This window comes from Novosphingobium sp. HNCC26DJ243, assembly GCF_057180545.1.
Genome location: NZ_JBXUGN010000001.1, coordinates 204,912 through 221,032, shown reverse-complemented (window position 1 = coordinate 221,032; position 16,121 = coordinate 204,912). Strand labels below are relative to the sequence as shown.

Below are 16,121 nucleotides of genomic sequence, written 5' to 3'. Positions count from 1 at the left end.
TCCACGGCCGCGCGAAAAAGGGCGGCGAAGTTACCCTCGCCGCCCTTTTCGATGGTCGTTCCCGAGACGCCGGATCAGTAACGATAATGATCGGGCTTGAACGGACCCTGCTGCGGCACGCCGATGTAGCTCGCCTGCTTGTCGCTCAACTGGGTCAACTTCACGCCCAGCTTCTCGAGATGCAGCGCGGCAACCTTCTCGTCGAGGTGCTTGGGCAGCACGTAGACGTCGTTCTTGTACTGGTCGTTCTTGGTGAACAGTTCGATCTGCGCAAGCGTCTGGTTGGTGAACGATGCCGACATCACGAAGCTCGGGTGGCCGGTGGCGCAACCCAGATTGACCAGGCGGCCCTTGGCCAGAATGATGATCTGCTTGCCGTCAGGGAATTCCACCAGGTCCGTGCCCGGCTTCACTTCGGTCCAGTTGTAGTTGTCGAGCGCGGCGATCTGGATTTCGCTGTCGAAGTGGCCGATGTTGCAGACGATGCTCATCGGCTTCATCGCCTTCATATGCTCGGCGGTGATCACGTCTTCGTTGCCGGTCGCGGTGACGAAGATGTCGCAACGCGTGACGGCTTCTTCCATCGTGACAACTTCGTAGCCTTCCATCGCGGCCTGGAGCGCGCAGATCGGATCAACCTCGGTGACCATGACGCGCGCGCCGCCCTGGCGGAGCGATGCCGCCGAACCCTTGCCGACATCGCCGAAGCCGGCAACGCAGGCGACCTTGCCGGCGAGCATCACGTCGGTGGCGCGACGGATCGCGTCGACCAGCGATTCCTTGCAGCCATAAAGGTTGTCGAACTTCGACTTGGTGACGCTATCGTTCACGTTGATCGCCGGGAAAGGCAGCTTGCCGTCCTTGGCGATCTGATAAAGGCGGTGAACGCCGGTGGTCGTCTCTTCAGACACGCCCTTGATGTTCTTGACCGACTGCGTGAGGTAGCCCGGCTTCTTCTTGAGGAAGGCATTGAGCGCGCGGACGAACTCGATTTCCTCGGCGTTCGAAGGTTCGAACAGCTTTTCGCCCGCTTCGACGCGCGCGCCCCACAGCGCGAACATCGTGGCGTCGCCGCCGTCGTCGAGGATCATGTTGGCGGTGATGTCATCACCCCAGTCGAAGATCGAACCGACGTAGTCCCAGTATTCGGCCAGGCTCTCGCCCTTGATCGCGAACACGGGGATTCCGGCAGCGGCGATGGCCGCGGCAGCGTGGTCCTGGGTCGAGAAGATGTTGCAGGTGGCCCAGCGCACTTCGGCACCGAGCGCGACCAGGGTCTCGATCAGCACGGCGGTCTGGATCGTCATGTGGAGCGAGCCGGTGATGCGCGCGCCCTTGAGCGGCTGCGATGCGCCGAATTCGCTGCGCAGGGCCATTAGGCCGGGCATTTCGGTTTCGGCGATCTTGATTTCGGCGCGACCGAAATCGGCAAGACCGATATCGGCGATCACGTAGTCGTTCTTGGCGTCAAGCACGCTGGCCACGAGGCAATCTCCTGAAGAATCCATGCGCACCATGGCGCCATGGCCGCCCCATAGCGCGACGGTGGAGAACGTGCAAACTTAATATAAAGACTTCTTTATATCGTATATCAGCATTCGCCGCGAAGAACCCCGTTGCGCACCGCTGACGTGCACCTATATCCCTTGCGCAACATCTGCCCGCCGGGCGCCATGGAAAGGAAATTGGGGATGACCATCGCTGTTGGAGACACGCTTCCCGACGTCAAGATCGTGAAGGCTACCGCTGAAGGCCCCGAGGCCGTCCAGTCGTCCGACTACTTCAAGGGCAAGAAGGTCGCCCTGTTCTCGGTTCCGGGCGCATTCACGCCGACCTGCTCGGCCAAGCACCTGCCGGGCTACGTCGACAAGGCCGCCGATCTGAAGGCCAAGGGCATCGACGAGATCGCCTGCACCGCCGTCAACGATCCCTTCGTGATGAAGGCATGGGGTGCTGCGTCTGGCTCGTCCGACGTGACCATGCTGGCCGATGGCAACGGCGACCTTGCCGAAGCGCTCGGCCTTACCATGGACGGTTCGGGCTTCGGCCTCGGCAAGCGCGGCCAGCGTTTCTCGATGGTCGTCAACGATGGCGTCGTCGAGCAGCTGTTCGTCGAAGCTCCGGGCGACTTCAAGGTCAGCTCGGCAGACCACATGCTCGAAAACCTCTGAGCCTGTCAGGCCCCGGCCTGAGAGACATCAGCTGAATATCAGGCCCCTGCGAGCCGTCGCGGGGGCCTTTTTCGTCAGAACGAAAGTCGCACCCGTCCGATTACGCGATCGCCCGCATGGCTGATGTCGGCAAAGGGCGATGCGACGATGCGGTCCGTATCGATGTCGGTGCCAAGGTAGTCCAGACCTACGGTGAACGGAAACTGGTTGTATTCGAGGCCCACCTTCCAGTCGGTGTAGTCCCCGGCCGGGCGCAACCGCGCCGAGCGGGCATCCTTGCTATCGCCAGTCGTGTGGCCGATCGAGCCGGAAACGCTCACAGGAAAAGCCGGTATTCCCGCCAGCGCCGTCGCGCGCAGGTACAGGTTGTCACCACCGATCGCGCTCTGACTCGGGGCATAGAAGGCCCCTGCCCCCACCTGCACCGGCCCCAGCGTGTAGCGCGCACCAAGGCCAAGCTCACCATAATGCATCCGCGAATCCGCGCCGCCGAAGACATGGCCGATTCCCTCGGCGCGCAGCGAAAACCCGCTCACGTCCCATTCCTTGCCGAGCGCAATGTCAGCAACGACATCGGCATTGGCATGGCGATCTGACTTGCGCAGCGCCGAGAAGCGCACGGCCGCATCCAGCCCGGCAAGGCCGACGGCGGCATCGGCCGAAGCGGAAATCTCGCCATCGCTCCAGCTCAGGCCCCGCCGAACCTCGTCGGTCGTTGCCTCGACGCCCGCATCGACCGACTGCGCCCCTGCTGTGCCGATACTTGCGCCAAACGTCAGCGTGACGAACGCGAGCGCCAGCATGTTCCTGTTCATCATCGATACGTCCCGTTGTAGCCTGCCGCTGTCGACTTGCCGCATCTTCGAACCACGGCAAGTCAAGCTGCGGGCACGCGCCATCTTTTTCGCGCCATCCGTGCCACCGCCGCGATGGACGGTGACCGTCAGTAGCCCATCAGGCTGAGCACTTCCTTGCGACTGCGCGTATCTTCGAGGAAGGTGCCCATCATGCGGCTCGTAACCATGCCCACGCCCGGGGTGCGCACGCCGCGCGCGGTCATGCAGGCATGGCTCGCCTCGATCACGACGGCCACGCCATGCGGCTTGAGATTGTCCCAGATGCACTGCGCAACCTCGGCGGTCAGGCGCTCCTGGATCTGCAAGCGGCGGGCAAAGCCGTGCAACACCCGCGCCAGCTTTGAAATGCCGACGACCTTGTCTCGCGGGAGATAGGCAATCGCGGCCTTGCCGATGATCGGCGCCATGTGGTGTTCGCAGTGCGACTGGAACGGAATGTCCTTGAGCAGCACGATCTCGTCGTAACCACCGACTTCCTCGAACTGGCGGGCAAGATGCGCCGCCGGGTCCTCGCCATAGCCGAGGCAATATTCCTTCCAGGCGCGTGCCACGCGCTTGGGCGTATCGAGCAGGCCCTCGCGCGCCGGATCATCGCCGGACCAGCGGATCAGGGTACGGATCGCCTCCTGCACGTCCTGCGGAACGGGGAGCTTGCCGCCTGCCAGATCGTCGTCCTCGTCCGGTCCACCGAAACTGCTCATTGCTTCCCCTTAACGCTACACAACCTTGCCGCCCTCAGCGTAGCGGCCGCCGCAGGATGCGGCTCTTGAACAGGCCCCGGCGGTAGAAGGACAGCATTTCCTCCGGCCGCTCGGGATCGAGAACCTCGTTGTCGGCCAGCGCCTTTTCCGCGTCACTCAATTCTCGCGGCACGAAGGGCGTCAACCGTTTGCCATCATCGGGCGCGGCAGCGATCGCCGCCGCCATAGTGCCGTGCTGGCCAAGCAGTTCCGCTACCCGGTCGGGCGCGATACCGCAATGCTCGGCCAGCAGCGATATGCGCAGCGACCGGATGGCCGGAACGCAGTTGGTATTGGCACTGCGCGCACAATCGATGAACACATCGCATTCGCTGTCGAGCCCCATCGAACGGTTGTTGAGATTGGCCGAGCCGATGCGCAGGATCTCGTCATCGACGATGGTCAATTTCGAATGGACATAAATCGGCTTTCCGCCTTTCGTGACGGGGTGCCACACCGAAAACCGCGACTTGTGATCGACCTCCTCGATCGAGCGGACAAGACGGATGCGCGCGCCATCCATCGCGGTCTGCTCCAGCCAGCCATCCGAACTCTCCGGGTTGATCAGAACGATCTCGGGCGGATCGGGCTCTGCCATGCGCAAGGCGATCGCCTCGGCGATCTTGCGCGAGGCGAAATACTGGTTCTCGAAATAGATGAAGTGCTTCGCCCTCGCGATGTGCTCAAGGAACAGCGCCTCGATCTCGCGGACTTCGCCCGCGTCGGCATATTGCGACCGTGTCCGCGCGATACCTACCTCGACATCGGTGAACTCCGCCTCGAGCCGCGGTGGCCAGGGCGTATGCTCCTGCGGCTGGCAAGGTTGCAGCGGCGGCCCGCCGGCCTGCTGCCAACGCGTCCGCCCAAAATCGCCAAGCATCCTGGCCGCATCGCCTTCAAGCAGCATCGTGCAGTCGTGCCACGGTCCGTAGAGCTTGCCGCCTGGCCGCTTGCGGCGTTTGTCATCGTCAAGGTGCTCGCGCGTATCCCAGCGGTCGCCCGCCATGTCGATCCCGCCGCAGACCGCGAACCGGTCATCGATCACGACGATCTTCTGGTGGTGGCTGCACCCCAGCGGATGCGCGCTGTCGAGCTTGAAATCGATCCGCGGATGCCGGAACCACCGCAGCAGGTCGAGCATCATCGAGCCACGAAAGAAGGCCTTGAGCGCGCCGAAGTTCCATTTGAGGACGCGTACTTCCAGCTTCTTGCGGCGATTGGCGAGCCAGACGACGAAAGCGCCGAGCCTTGCCGGAGACACGCGCTTCCGGGGCAGATTCCACCACCGGCGTCCGCCGCCGATGATGATGCGCGTATCGAAATCCCATCCGATCAGCAGGATTCGCTGCTCGGCGCGGAGCATCGCCTCGCGCATGTGCATGAAATAGTCCGCTGCATCGATCACGGCATGGGCGCGGGTGGCCTTGGCATAGCGCCAGACCGAACCCGATTCGCCATTGTGATCGGCACAATCTGTTGGCGCGGTGCCGCATTCGGTCACCGTCGCGGCACTCCAGGTTTGCAGATGATGCGCCCAAGTCCTTGATTTACGGTGATCATCTGTGTGCCCTGCCCCCGAACCTGTGACTTTTTCTGCCTGACCGCTTTACCACGGCCCGAAAGGCTTGCACGCCCCTGCGCATGGCGGCACGCAAATTCCTCGCAGCAGCGTTACGCACGGGGCTTCGCGCGGTTCCCCCGTTGCGAACGGTTCTGCGAAAACTGCATGACTTCGTCCATCCCCACTCGCGCGACCTCCGCGCGATGCGACGCCGCCACGATGGCTTGGTACTCCAGCCCTATCCGACGACCTTCGAAGACCGCTATCCAGAGGTCTTTACCGCTCTGGCAGCGCAACTGGCGGACGTGGCCGAACCGTGGATCCTCTCATACGGCTGTTCCGACGGCAGCGAGGTTCGCAGTCTGCGCAGGTGGTTCCCCCGCGCCCGGATCGTCGGCCTTGATCCCAATGCCCGGATGATCGCCAAGGCCCGCGCACATCTCGCGCGCAATCCAGATGAAGGCATATCCTATGTCGAGGCAGGCTCGCCAGACGCGCTTGGCGCAATGCGTTTTGACGCGGTGCTGGCAATGGCGGTGTTCAGACATGGCGACCTTGAAGCATCGGCCCCCGATTCCTGCGCACAGTGCCTACCGTTCAAGCGATTTGCCGACACGGTCGAGGCGCTCGACAGCCACATCAAACCCGGCGGCTGGCTGGCGGTGTGGAATGCACACTTCCGCTTTTCGGACCTGTCCATTGCTTCTGGCTACGAGGCAAAGGAATTGCCCTTCGCGCAAAGCGATCCGCAAGTGCTGCTCTATGGGCCGGACAATGCACGGATCGACGGCGCGACATACGCCGAAGTCCTTTTCGCAAAAACGCTCAGGGTTTGACCGGAATCACCAGTTCGTCGGGATGAGCAACGTTGAGATTGCTGCGCAGAAGTTCGCCGACAAGATCCGGGTCGGCATGGCGCGGATCGAGCAGGGCAACTCGGTTCTTCAACTGGTCCCGCTGTGCTGTAAGGTGCGCGATTTCCTGCCGGCGCTGATCGAGCAGGCGGGCATTTTCGCCCCAGGCAAGCAGGCCGCTGGGGCCGGCGATGCCGATCGCACCCAGAACGAGCAACGCCACCAGCGCAAGCGACTGGGTCAGACTGTCTTTGGGGAGCAAGGCAACACGGCGGGTCTGCATTTTGTCACTGAATCATAGTTCTTGTGGGGATTCAAGCCATAATGGATGTCGCAATGCCAATTGCATGCACAACACCTGAAACAGCCCCTTAGAAGAAAGCGCGAAGCAATGCCGTCAGCGCTGCTTCTTTGCCGTTGTTGCGGTAAAATCGGGGTCCTTGTTGGCGACCCAGTCGACGAACTTGCGCACAGCCGGGTTATCGAGGAGCCCTTCGACGTTCATCCCGTGGCGCTGCAATTCGGAATTGGTGAAGTTCGCGATCAGCGTCTGCTGGCAGATCGGGTGCATCGGAACCGTATCGCGCCCACCGCGGCTTTTCGGCACCGGGTGATGCTGCACGATCGTCTTGCCCATGGGGCGGCCGCACAACCAGCAAGGAACGACCGGAACAGGTGCCTCATCTTCGGCTACCAGTTCGGGGTAAGGTCCATGCTTGGGATGCTTGCGTGCCATGGGTCTGCCCGATTTGCCTTGATCCAGAGCGACACGCTCAGCGCGAACCGACCCGAATCTAAAGAAAAATGGTGCGCCCGACGGGATTCGAACCCATGGCCCCCAGATTAGGAATCTGGTGCTCTATCCGGCTGAGCTACGGGCGCCCCGCGCTTCCTTTAGGCAGGCCGCGCGGTGCTGGCAACGCGCTTTTGCTGGTCCGGCGTCGCGCTTTCAGTTCGCTTCTTCCGGCGGCACAACCGGGACCAGCACCGGCGCCACGGGAATGCCCTCCTCCACCAGTTCGCGCGCTTCGGCCAGCGTGGTGCGACCATGGATAGGGGCTGCGTCCTTCTCGCCATAATGCATCGCGCGCGCATCATCGGCAAATGTATCGCCTACCCAGGTCGAAGACTTGAGCGCTTCTGCCTGCATCGTCGCCACAGCCTTGAGCATGGCCACCGCCTCGGGCGGCAGCGGCGTGTTCGCCATCGGCTGCGCCGCTTGCGCATGGGGCATCGCAGGGGATGCGACGATCTGGTTGCCTTTGCGGCCGACGTTCGGCGCCATCACCGCCTTGGCCACGGCGGCAGAACCGCACGACGGGCACGACACAAGCCCGCGCGCGCACTGGTCCTCATAATCCTGCGAAGAGCCGAACCACCCCTCGAAGCGATGCCCGAGCGGCTCGCATAGCAGATCGTAGACAATCATGGCGCCGATCCAGGGATTTCGCGCTTGTTGGCAAGGCTTGGCAACTGCGCGCGAACCTCGGCGGTACGTGACGCGGCGATCGTCGCAAACCCGAGCGAGGCACCCTCGCCGCCATCATAGACCACCTCACCCCAGGGATCGACCACGAGCGAATGGCCGAACGTGTCGCGGCCATCCTCATGGTGCCCGCCTTGTGCGGCGGAGATGACCCAAGCACTTGCCTCGACGGCGCGCGCGCGTTGCATCAAATGCCAATGCGCCTTGCCCGTTGGCACGGTGAAAGCGGCAGGAATGCGGATGGCATCACAGTGCCGCCGCCCGAGTTCCTCGAACAGCGCAGGGAACCGCACATCATAACAGATCGCAAGGCCAAGCAGGCCCAGCGGAGTCTCGACCGTGACAACCTTTTCGCCGGGCGTGTAGGCCGCCGATTCCCGCCAGGTTTCGCCAGTCGCAAGATCGACGTCGAACATATGGATCTTGTCGTAACGCGCCGCGATTTCGCCATCGGCATCGATCACGAAGCCGCGATTGGCCCACTTGCCATCTTCGCGCAGGATCGCGAGCGATCCCAGATCAATCCAGATCCGCAGATCGCGCGCAGCGCCGCGCGCTGCAGCGAGAACGGGATTATCGATTTCGAACACGATGCTAGGCAAGGCGCGATCGCGCTTGCGATCGAGCAGGCCGCACATTTCGGGCGTGAACAGCATCGCCGCGCCCGCGTCAGCAGAGGCACGAGCAGCATCCACGATCGCCGCAGCATTGGCCAGCGGATCGATCCCGCTGGTCATCTGGAACAGAGCGACCTTTACCGGATCGCGCAAAGACGCAGCAGTCACAGGCCCAGCATCGCGTCCAGCTTGCCTTGCGCATTGAGCGCGGCAAGATCGTCCGAGCCGCCCACGGCAACGTCATCGATGAATATCTGCGGCACGGTCATGGCGCCAGGGGCGCGCTGCGTCATTTCGGCGCGCTTGGGCCCGCCCATGGTCACGTCATATTCTTCGAACGCCACGCCCTTGCTTTCAAGCAGCGACTTTGCGCGCACGCAGTATGGGCAGCCCCACTTGGTATAGATTTCAACCTTTGGCGTATTCGACATGGGTACCTCGTTGCGGGGTCTTGAAATGCGAAAATCGCTAACACACATGGGTGCATGTGTCATGCGCCGCAAATGCGGGCATGGCCATCAACCGCCGATGCGGGTGCCGGGTTCCGGGCCAGCGGAGGCAAGTGCAGATTGCTCAAACATTGAGGATATTGCCATGAACCGTTTTGATTTCACCCCCTATCGTCGCTCCACCGTGGGCTTTGACCGCCTGTTCGACCTGCTCGAACGCCAGGCCCGCGCCAATACCGGCGACAATTACCCGCCGTTCAACATCGAGCGCAGCGGCGATGATGCCTACCGCATCACGCTCGCGGTCGCCGGGTTCAAGGCCGAGGACATCGACATCACGGCGCAGCAGAACCTGCTCGTGGTCAAGGGCGCCAAGCCCGAGCCGCAGGAGCGCGAATACCTCCACGTCGGCATCGCCAACCGCGGTTTCGAACGCCGCTTCGAACTGGCCGACTTCGTCCGCGTCGAAGCCGCCGACCTCGCCGACGGCCTCCTGATGATCGACCTCGTCCGCGAAGTGCCCGAAGCGATGAAGCCGAAAAAGGTGCTGATCGGCGCCCAGAGCCAGCTCAAGGTAATCGAAGGCGACAATACCGCCGCTGCTTGAGTGGTCGCTAATTGAACCGAAGGGCGGGCCAGAAATGGCTCGCCCTTTTTTGCTTGACCTACATTGTTCCGGCCGATCCACATCGAAAACGTGCCTGTTATCGCAGGATGGAAGGTCTCCGATGAGTATAGTTATTATCGCGGCTCTGGCAGCAGCTAGCAGCGCGCTTACAAGTCCAGACATTTCAAAAATAACCTCATTCCGCGACTATCCGCAGTGGGCTTTGCGCAAGAACGAGTCGGCTGCGGCAAAGATCGAATTTTTTGTAGATCTCGACGGCAAGCCACGAGGATGCACGGTTGTGGCGCATCTCGGTTCACAGCAATTGGCGCAGGAAATCTGCACCATAGTGTCGAAGAGAACATATCCACCAGCCAAGCTCGCAGATGGTACGCAAACTCTCGGATTCGTGCGCACAATAGTGAGCTTCTACATCCCAGGTGCCGTCGGTGCGAACGACGTAGCGAGGGCGCGTATGCCCGCCGACCTCGAATTCAAGGTCAAGGCATCATTGCTGAAAGGGGACAGGGCGGAAAGATATTTGACGCTGCACATTGCTCCGGACGGCAAAGTCCAGGACTGCGTGCCGAACCTGGCCTATAACGAATCTCGCGTGGGCGATGAATGGGCCAAAATCTGCGAAAATCGTTCCCTATTGTTGCAACCCGGCAGACTTGACCGCGCGGGCCGACCAACAAGCTACGTCACGGACATCAAGGTCGCTCTCATCCCGGAAGGCTAGTTCGCCTCACCAAGCCTCTGCCACATCCACCAGCGCTTCGCGATCGAGGATGGTTACCCGTCCGCTGTTGAGCGCGACGATCCCGTTGTCGACCCAAGCCGAAAGCTGGCGATTGATCTGTTCGCGCGACATGCCCGCGAAATTGCCGAGCTCGCCCTGGCTCAGCGCGATTTTGAGTTGCGCACCGCTCTGGCCTTCATCGCCCATCATCAACCGCAGCAGGAAGCGCGCGAGCCTTGGGCCGGAGGTATAGGCGCGGTCGGCCTCGATCACCGCGTTGTTCTGCCGCAGCCGCCGCGCCATGGCCTTGAGCAGGCGCATCGACAGGCCCTGGTGCTTTTCGATGATGTCGGCAAAGGCGGTACGCGTGAGCACCAGCGCCTCGACCGGCTCGATCGCCTCGACCGAGGCGGTGCGGTCGCCGCCGTCGAGAAACGCGATTTCGCCCAGCACGTGGCCCGGCTCGGCATAGTCGAGGATGATCTCACGCCCATTGGCGGCAACCATGCTGACCCGCGCCAACCCCTTGAGCACGATGAAAAGCGTCTTGCCCTCTTCACCCTGTGCCATCAGTTCCTGGCCGGGCTTGTAGGCCCTGACCTGGCCGCGCGCGATGATGTCCGACAGCTCGGCCTGCTCGCAATCCGCGAACAGACTTTGCGCCGTCAGTGCCTCTGCCAGCTTGGCCGCGTCCATGTCGTTAATGCCCCCAAAACCACCAAGGTCGTGATGCGGCGCAAATAATCAGGGAAACTGCGTGCTGACCAGCCCCTTTAGACGAGACGCGCCTGCTTGACCGCAGCGGCAATGAAGCCGCTGAACAGGGGGTGCGGGTCGAACGGACGGCTCTTCAGTTCAGGATGGAACTGCACCCCGATGAACCAAGGATGGTCCGGCCGCTCGACGATCTCGGGCAGCAGGCCATCAGGTGACATGCCCGAGAACACGAGGCCGCCCTTTTCGAGCCGGTCCTTGTACGCGACGTTTACTTCGTAACGATGCCGGTGCCGCTCGCTGATCTCGGTAGCGCCATAGACATTGGCGACGTGGCTATTGCCAGTGAGCTTGGCGTCATAGGCGCCGAGCCGCATCGTGCCGCCCAGATCGCCGCCTTCCGAGCGCTTCTCGAGACCCTCGGCAGTCATCCATTCGGTGATGATGCCCACGACCGGTTCTTCGGTCGGCCCGAATTCGGTGGACGAGGCCCCTGCGATTCCCGCCGTGTTCCGCGCGCCCTCGATACAGGCCATCTGCATGCCGAGGCAGATGCCGAAGAACGGCACCTTGCGCTCACGAGCAAAGCGCACCGAGGCAATCTTGCCTTCGGTCCCACGTTCGCCGAAGCCGCCGGGCACGAGAATGCCGTGCATCGGTTCGAGATGGGCCGCGATCTCGTCGTCGTCCTTCTCGAACAGTTCGGCATCGAGCCACTTGATGTTGACCTTGACGCGATTGGCCATGCCGCCGTGCGCGAGCGCTTCGTTGAGCGATTTGTAGGCGTCCTGCAGGCCGACATACTTGCCGACCACGCCGATGGTCACTTCGCCTTCCGGGTTCTGGTAGCGATCGACGATATCATCCCACGTGGCAAGTTCCGGCTCGGGTGCGGTCAGTCCGAAGTGACGCAGCACTTCGTTGTCGAGCCCTTCGGCGTGGTACTGCAACGGCACCGCATAGATGCTCGAAGCATCAAGCGCCGGGATAACCGCCGATTTGCGCACATTGCAGAACTGCGCAATCTTGGCACGCTCGCTCTCGGGCAGCGGCTTTTCGCAGCGGCAGAGCAGGATGTCGGGCTGGATGCCGAGGCCGGTCAGTTCACGCACCGAGTGTTGGGTCGGCTTGGTCTTCAACTCGCCCGCCGCCGCGATGTAGGGCACAAGGGTTACGTGGACGAAGCAGGTTTCGTCGCGCAATTCGTTGTGGAGCTGGCGCAGTGCTTCGATGAAGGGCAGCCCCTCGATGTCACCAACGGTGCCACCGATCTCGCACAGCACGAAGTCGAGATCTTCGGTCTCGGCCTGGGCGAAGTCCTTGATCGCATCGGTCACGTGCGGAATGACCTGCACGGTCGCGCCCAGATAATCGCCGCGGCGCTCCTTGGCGATGATGTCGCGATAAATGCGGCCAGAGGTGATGTTGTCAGCCTGGCGTGCCGAGACGCCGGTGAAGCGCTCGTAGTGGCCGAGGTCGAGGTCGGTTTCGGCCCCGTCGTCGGTCACATAGACTTCGCCGTGCTGATAGGGGCTCATCGTCCCCGGATCGACATTCAGATAAGGGTCGAACTTGCGGATTCGCACGCGAAAGCCGCGTGCCTGCAACAGAGCCGCGAGGCTCGCCGCCATGAGTCCCTTGCCGAGCGAGGAGACCACGCCGCCGGTGATGAAAATGTACCGCGCCATGGGAGTTGGGCCTTAGCGTCAGAAGTTGCACATGCGCAAGCGGTTGCCGCTGCAATCTTCGCGGCAATCCACAGCATCGATGAAGCGCAACGCGAAAGCCACCCCGCAACCCGATGGCAGCGAGGCGGCAAAACCCGCGTTGCAAGGAAGACTTACTGGCCGGCTGCGCCGCTCAGCGGATCGTTGGCCGGGGCCGGAGCCTGCTGCTGCGCCGGAGCCGCGGCAGGTGCCGGAGCGCCCTGCGCAGGAGCGAGCGGATCAGTCGCAGGCGCGTTCTGCACCGGCGCCGTGCGCTGGAGCGACGTATCGATCTCGCGCCCCGAGGTTGCACTGACCGCCAGAGCGGCAAGCGCGATGCTGAGCACCACGAACAGAGTAGCCAGGACCGTCGTTGCCCGGGTCATGAAATCGGCCGCGCCGCGTGCCGACATGAACCCGGCCGGGCTGCCACCAACACCGAGGCCGCCGCCTTCGGACTTCTGCATCAGGATCGTCACGACCAGCAGGGCGGCAACGATCGCCTGGACGACGGTCAGGAAAATGAACAGCGACATGAATCTCTACCCTTGGCGCGCAAGCGCGCTGGAACTCGGGCCATGTAGGCGCGGGCGCGCTTTTGCGCAAGCCACCGGGGAGCCTGTCAGGCTTCGCCGCTCCCGGCTGCGGCAATGATCGGGGTAAAGCCTTCTGCGGTAAGGCTTGCGCCACCGACCAGCGCGCCGCTCACGCCATCGGCGGCAAGCAACTCGGCAGCGTTCCCGGCATTGACCGAACCGCCATAGAGGATGCGCACCTTGTCGCCCGCCTCGCCGTAGATCGCAATCAACCGTTCGCGGATCGCGGCATGCATGGCAACAACGTCCTCGACGGCAGCAACACGGCCCGTGCCGATCGCCCAGACAGGCTCGTAGGCCACTGCGACCTTGCCGGCGGCAACGGCCTCGCTGGCCCCCTCGCCGACCGGCATCGAGCCATCGACCTGACCAGACACGACCGCGACGGCATTGCCTGCGTCACGCTCGTCCAGCGTCTCGCCGACGCAGACGATTATCGCCAGACCAGCGGCCAGCGCAGCCTCGGCCTTGCCACGCACAGTGGCTTCGTCCTCGGCGTGGTCCTTGCGTCGCTCGCTATGCCCGACGATCACGAAGTCCGCACCGGAATCGACCAGCATCGTTGCCGATACGTCGCCGGTGTGTGCGCCCTTGGCCTGCGCATGACAGTCCTGCCCGCCAACGCCCATGGCAGTAACCGCCTCGCGCAACGAAGCGATCAGCGTGAATGGCGGTGCCAGCGCAACCTGCACGTCGGGATAACGTCCGGCAGCACGGTCGATTGCGCGTGCCTCGGCAAGCATGGCGCGACTCCCGTTCATCTTCCAGTTGCCGACGATGTAAGGACGATGCGGCATGTTCGGCCAATTCCCCTGAAAATCCATGTTGCAATCGATATTTGCGAGGGTCGATGCACCCTGAGTCGTCGGGCGGCTATCAAACCTGTGCCGATTCTGCAAAACGCCTGATCGCATAACCGGCAAAAATCACCGTTTCGGTGGAGCCTGTGGTACACTGCAAGTCCAAGCCGGGCATTGCGAGAAGCGCGAATGCCCCCTAAGGCATCGGCGAAATTTCCATACGGGCACGCCCGCGCGCCCAGACTGACGAGACGAACACCCGCAAATGCTCGGCTTCTTCCGCTCCTTCCTGAAATCCCGTATCGGCGTCGCTGTAGCGCTGATTTTCCTCGGCCTGATCGCATTGGCCTTTGCCAGCGCCGACGTAACCGGCAGTGGCTTCGGCGGCATCGCCGGCGGCGATCGCGCAGCCAAGGTCGGGTCGTCGCGCATCGGCACGGCCGAGCTTGCCAAGGCGCTGACCAACGCTTTCGAGCAGCAGCGCCAGAAGACGCCGGGCCTGACGATGAAGCAGTTCCTCGACGGCGGCGGCATGGACGGCGTTCTCAACGATCTGATCGATCGCCTTGCGCTGGCCGAGTGGGGCAAGAAGCACGGCCTAGCCGTCAGCGACCGCCTGATCGACAGCGAAATCGTCAAGATCAATTCGTTTCAGGGCCCAGATGGCAAGTTCAGCCAGTCTGCCTATGACCAGCTGCTCGCGCAGCGCGGCCTCACCGACAAGGAAGTGCGCAAGGACATCGGCCAGGGCCTGATCGCGCGGCAGCTGCTGCTGCCCGTCGCATTCGGCGCGCAGATGCCCGCCGAATCCGTCGTTCGCTATGCCTCGCTGCTGACTGAGCGGCGCGCCGGCACGATCGTCTCCGTGCCATCGCTTGCCTTTGCTCCGCAGGCGGGCCCCGATGCGGCTGCGCTCTCTGCCTTCTACAACGCCAACAAGGGCCGCTACATGCAGCCCGAACGCCGTACCATCCGCTATGCGATGGTCAATGAAGCCAGCCTCAAGTCTGTGCCTGCACCGACCGAGGCCGAAGTCGCCAACCGCTACAAGCTCAACAGCGCGGTCTATGCCGCCAGCGAACTGCGCACGGTCACGCAGGTTATCGTGCCCACCGAAGCTGCCGCACGTGCGCTCGCCAGCGAAGTCGGCAAGGGCGGTTCGCTCGATGCCGCTGCCCGCACCAAAGGCCTCGTTGCGAGCAAACTCACCGATCTCAGCCGCGATGCGCTGAGCAACCAGACGGCGCGTGCTGTCGCCGATGCCGCCTTTGCTGCCGCGCAGGGCACGCTTGCGGCCCCCGCCAGGTCCGGCCTTGGTTGGCACGTCCTCAAGGTCGACGCGGTCAAGCGCAATCCCGGCAAGACGCTCGATAAGGCACGGGCCGAGATCGTCGCTGCGATCACGCTGGAAAAGCGCCGCGCTGCCCTGTCCGACCTTGCCGCACAGGTTGAAGAGGAAGTCGACAACGGCACCGGCCTGTCCGATATCGCCAAGTCGCTAGGCCTGACCATCACCTCGACGCAACCCCTGCTGTCCAATGGCACCGTGTTCGGCAAGGCAAACGAGAAGGCTCCGGCAGAAGTCGCCGCGCTCGTTCAGGCGGCCTTCGCCATGGAACGCGAAGGCGAACCGCAGCTTGCCGAAATCAAGCCCGGTGAAGTCTTCGCAATCTATGACGTCGGTCAGCTGACCGCCGCTACCCCTGCCCCGCTCGACCAGATTCGCCAGGTCGTCGCACGCGACTGGGCGCTCGATCAGGGCTCGGCCAAGGCAAAGGCCGCTGCCGACAAGATCCTTGCGGCGCTGGCCAAGGGAACGCCACTGGCCGACGCGATCAAGCTAGCTGGCGTCGCTCTTCCCCCGGCACAGCCGGTCGACATGGGCCGCCAGCAGCTACAGGCGATGCAGACCCAGGTGCCGCCGCCGCTGGCGCTGCTCTTCGCCATGGCCAAGGGCACGTCAAAGCGGCTCGAAGGCCCGAACAAGGCGGGCTGGTACGTCGTTTCGCTCAAGGACGTCATCCTCGGCGATATCAAGCGCGGCGATCCGCTACTGGCCCAGGCCTCGCGCGAATTCGGCACCATCACCGGAAACGAATACGCCGAATCCCTGCGCCGCGCGATCCGCGACGATGTCGGCGTCGAGCGAAACGAAGCCGCGATCAAGGCGGTCCGCAACCAGCTGACCGGCACCGGCGCCCAGTAATCGAGCACGAAGCAA

General features: G+C 63.0%; 18 protein-coding genes and 1 tRNA gene. 5 read left to right on the top strand and 14 right to left on the bottom strand.

Going from position 1 to position 16,121, the window contains the following annotated elements:
- Positions 1–74 precede the first annotated feature (74 nt).
- Positions 75–1,508, bottom strand: coding sequence for an adenosylhomocysteinase (gene ahcY, locus AC2A04_RS01110; protein ID WP_484210472.1), 1,434 nt, complete (start codon positions 1,506–1,508; stop codon positions 75–77).
- Positions 1,509–1,691: 183 nt separating this feature from the next.
- On the opposite strand from ahcY, the gene AC2A04_RS01105 reads away from it, so the two are divergent.
- Positions 1,692–2,171 (top strand): redoxin family protein, encoded by a 480-nt coding sequence (locus tag AC2A04_RS01105; RefSeq protein ID WP_484210471.1) that lies wholly within the window; start codon positions 1,692–1,694, stop codon positions 2,169–2,171.
- A gap of 74 nt (positions 2,172–2,245) precedes the next feature.
- On the opposite strand, the gene AC2A04_RS01100 is transcribed toward AC2A04_RS01105, so the two are convergent.
- From AC2A04_RS01100 to AC2A04_RS01090, 3 genes are all read right to left on the bottom strand, one after another.
- Positions 2,246–2,986, bottom strand: a complete 741-nt coding sequence (locus tag AC2A04_RS01100; protein ID WP_484210470.1) for a TorF family putative porin — start codon at positions 2,984–2,986, stop codon at positions 2,246–2,248.
- Between the two features lie 128 nt (positions 2,987–3,114).
- Positions 3,115–3,729 (bottom strand): GTP cyclohydrolase I FolE, encoded by a 615-nt coding sequence (gene folE, locus AC2A04_RS01095; protein ID WP_484210469.1) that lies wholly within the window; start codon positions 3,727–3,729, stop codon positions 3,115–3,117.
- Between the two features lie 34 nt (positions 3,730–3,763).
- Positions 3,764–5,269 (bottom strand): phospholipase D-like domain-containing protein, encoded by a 1,506-nt coding sequence (locus tag AC2A04_RS01090; RefSeq protein WP_484210468.1) that lies wholly within the window; start codon positions 5,267–5,269, stop codon positions 3,764–3,766.
- A 140-nt stretch (positions 5,270–5,409) separates the two neighbouring features.
- Between AC2A04_RS01090 and AC2A04_RS01085 the strand changes: the two genes are divergently transcribed.
- A complete protein-coding gene (locus AC2A04_RS01085; RefSeq protein WP_484210467.1) occupies positions 5,410–6,165 on the top strand; it encodes a class I SAM-dependent methyltransferase in 756 nt (251 codons plus the stop codon).
- On the opposite strand, the gene AC2A04_RS01080 is transcribed toward AC2A04_RS01085, so the two are convergent.
- From AC2A04_RS01080 to grxC, 6 genes are all read right to left on the bottom strand, one after another.
- Positions 6,155–6,466 (bottom strand): FtsB family cell division protein, encoded by a 312-nt coding sequence (locus AC2A04_RS01080; RefSeq protein WP_484210466.1) that lies wholly within the window; start codon positions 6,464–6,466, stop codon positions 6,155–6,157. The two genes, AC2A04_RS01085 and AC2A04_RS01080, sit on opposite strands and share 11 nt — an antisense overlap.
- Positions 6,467–6,580: 114 nt before the next feature.
- Complete coding sequence (locus AC2A04_RS01075) at positions 6,581–6,919, bottom strand: hypothetical protein (protein WP_484210465.1); 339 nt, start codon at positions 6,917–6,919, stop codon at positions 6,581–6,583.
- Positions 6,920–6,988: 69 nt separating this feature from the next.
- A tRNA-Arg gene (locus AC2A04_RS01070) sits at positions 6,989–7,065 on the bottom strand.
- Positions 7,066–7,132: 67 nt separating this feature from the next.
- Positions 7,133–7,612, bottom strand: a complete 480-nt coding sequence (locus tag AC2A04_RS01065) for a DUF1178 family protein (protein WP_484210464.1) — start codon at positions 7,610–7,612, stop codon at positions 7,133–7,135.
- Entirely contained in the window at positions 7,609–8,406 is a 798-nt protein-coding gene (locus AC2A04_RS01060) for a carbon-nitrogen hydrolase family protein (protein ID WP_484211664.1), read from the bottom strand. Before AC2A04_RS01060 ends, AC2A04_RS01065 begins: the two co-directional genes overlap by 4 nt.
- A gap of 44 nt (positions 8,407–8,450) precedes the next feature.
- Positions 8,451–8,717, bottom strand: a complete 267-nt coding sequence (gene grxC, locus AC2A04_RS01055; RefSeq protein WP_484210463.1) for a glutaredoxin 3 — start codon at positions 8,715–8,717, stop codon at positions 8,451–8,453.
- A 163-nt stretch (positions 8,718–8,880) separates the two neighbouring features.
- Between grxC and AC2A04_RS01050 the strand changes: the two genes are divergently transcribed.
- Together AC2A04_RS01050 and AC2A04_RS01045 are read left to right on the top strand one after the other, a co-directional pair.
- Positions 8,881–9,342 carry an Hsp20 family protein gene (locus AC2A04_RS01050; RefSeq protein ID WP_484210462.1) on the top strand — a complete coding sequence of 154 codons (462 nt, stop codon included), beginning with the start codon at positions 8,881–8,883 and terminating at the stop codon, positions 9,340–9,342.
- Between the two features lie 121 nt (positions 9,343–9,463).
- Positions 9,464–10,084 (top strand): energy transducer TonB, encoded by a 621-nt coding sequence (locus AC2A04_RS01045; protein WP_484210461.1) that lies wholly within the window; start codon positions 9,464–9,466, stop codon positions 10,082–10,084.
- Positions 10,085–10,090: 6 nt separating this feature from the next.
- Here AC2A04_RS01045 and AC2A04_RS01040 read toward each other — a convergent pair whose 3' ends face one another.
- The 4 genes from AC2A04_RS01040 to tpiA all read right to left on the bottom strand — a co-directional run bounded on the left by AC2A04_RS01040 (position 10,091) and on the right by tpiA (position 13,897).
- Positions 10,091–10,780 (bottom strand): Crp/Fnr family transcriptional regulator, encoded by a 690-nt coding sequence (locus AC2A04_RS01040; protein WP_484210460.1) that lies wholly within the window; start codon positions 10,778–10,780, stop codon positions 10,091–10,093.
- 77 nt (positions 10,781–10,857) lie between these two features.
- A complete protein-coding gene (locus tag AC2A04_RS01035; protein ID WP_484210459.1) occupies positions 10,858–12,486 on the bottom strand; it encodes a CTP synthase in 1,629 nt (542 codons plus the stop codon).
- Between the two features lie 152 nt (positions 12,487–12,638).
- Entirely contained in the window at positions 12,639–13,034 is a 396-nt protein-coding gene (secG, locus tag AC2A04_RS01030; RefSeq protein WP_484211663.1) for a preprotein translocase subunit SecG, read from the bottom strand.
- Between the two features lie 92 nt (positions 13,035–13,126).
- Positions 13,127–13,897 carry a triose-phosphate isomerase gene (gene tpiA / locus AC2A04_RS01025; RefSeq protein WP_484210458.1) on the bottom strand — a complete coding sequence of 257 codons (771 nt, stop codon included), beginning with the start codon at positions 13,895–13,897 and terminating at the stop codon, positions 13,127–13,129.
- 268 nt (positions 13,898–14,165) lie between these two features.
- Here tpiA and AC2A04_RS01020 point away from each other — a divergent pair, with 268 nt between their 5' ends.
- The gene (locus tag AC2A04_RS01020) at positions 14,166–16,106 is read left to right on the top strand and encodes a peptidylprolyl isomerase (protein WP_484210457.1); all 1,941 of its coding nucleotides are present in this window, start codon (positions 14,166–14,168) and stop codon (positions 16,104–16,106) included.
- Positions 16,107–16,121: the final 15 nt, after the last annotated feature.

Coding starts and splice junctions, on each gene's coding strand:
- ahcY (WP_484210472.1), bottom strand. CDS start 1,508: ATGGATTCTTCAGGAGATTGCCTCGTGGCCAGCGTGCTTGACGCCAAG.
- AC2A04_RS01105 (WP_484210471.1), top strand. CDS start 1,692: ATGACCATCGCTGTTGGAGACACGCTTCCCGACGTCAAGATCGTGAAG.
- AC2A04_RS01100 (WP_484210470.1), bottom strand. CDS start 2,986: ATGAACAGGAACATGCTGGCGCTCGCGTTCGTCACGCTGACGTTTGGC.
- folE (WP_484210469.1), bottom strand. CDS start 3,729: ATGAGCAGTTTCGGTGGACCGGACGAGGACGACGATCTGGCAGGCGGC.
- AC2A04_RS01085 (WP_484210467.1), top strand. CDS start 5,410: ATGGCGGCACGCAAATTCCTCGCAGCAGCGTTACGCACGGGGCTTCGC.
- AC2A04_RS01080 (WP_484210466.1), bottom strand. CDS start 6,466: ATGCAGACCCGCCGTGTTGCCTTGCTCCCCAAAGACAGTCTGACCCAG.
- AC2A04_RS01075 (WP_484210465.1), bottom strand. CDS start 6,919: ATGGCACGCAAGCATCCCAAGCATGGACCTTACCCCGAACTGGTAGCC.
- AC2A04_RS01065 (WP_484210464.1), bottom strand. CDS start 7,612: ATGATTGTCTACGATCTGCTATGCGAGCCGCTCGGGCATCGCTTCGAG.
- AC2A04_RS01060 (WP_484211664.1), bottom strand. CDS start 8,406: ATGACCAGCGGGATCGATCCGCTGGCCAATGCTGCGGCGATCGTGGAT.
- grxC (WP_484210463.1), bottom strand. CDS start 8,717: ATGTCGAATACGCCAAAGGTTGAAATCTATACCAAGTGGGGCTGCCCA.
- AC2A04_RS01050 (WP_484210462.1), top strand. CDS start 8,881: ATGAACCGTTTTGATTTCACCCCCTATCGTCGCTCCACCGTGGGCTTT.
- AC2A04_RS01045 (WP_484210461.1), top strand. CDS start 9,464: ATGAGTATAGTTATTATCGCGGCTCTGGCAGCAGCTAGCAGCGCGCTT.
- AC2A04_RS01040 (WP_484210460.1), bottom strand. CDS start 10,780: ATGGACGCGGCCAAGCTGGCAGAGGCACTGACGGCGCAAAGTCTGTTC.
- AC2A04_RS01035 (WP_484210459.1), bottom strand. CDS start 12,486: ATGGCGCGGTACATTTTCATCACCGGCGGCGTGGTCTCCTCGCTCGGC.
- tpiA (WP_484210458.1), bottom strand. CDS start 13,897: ATGCCGCATCGTCCTTACATCGTCGGCAACTGGAAGATGAACGGGAGT.
- AC2A04_RS01020 (WP_484210457.1), top strand. CDS start 14,166: ATGCTCGGCTTCTTCCGCTCCTTCCTGAAATCCCGTATCGGCGTCGCT.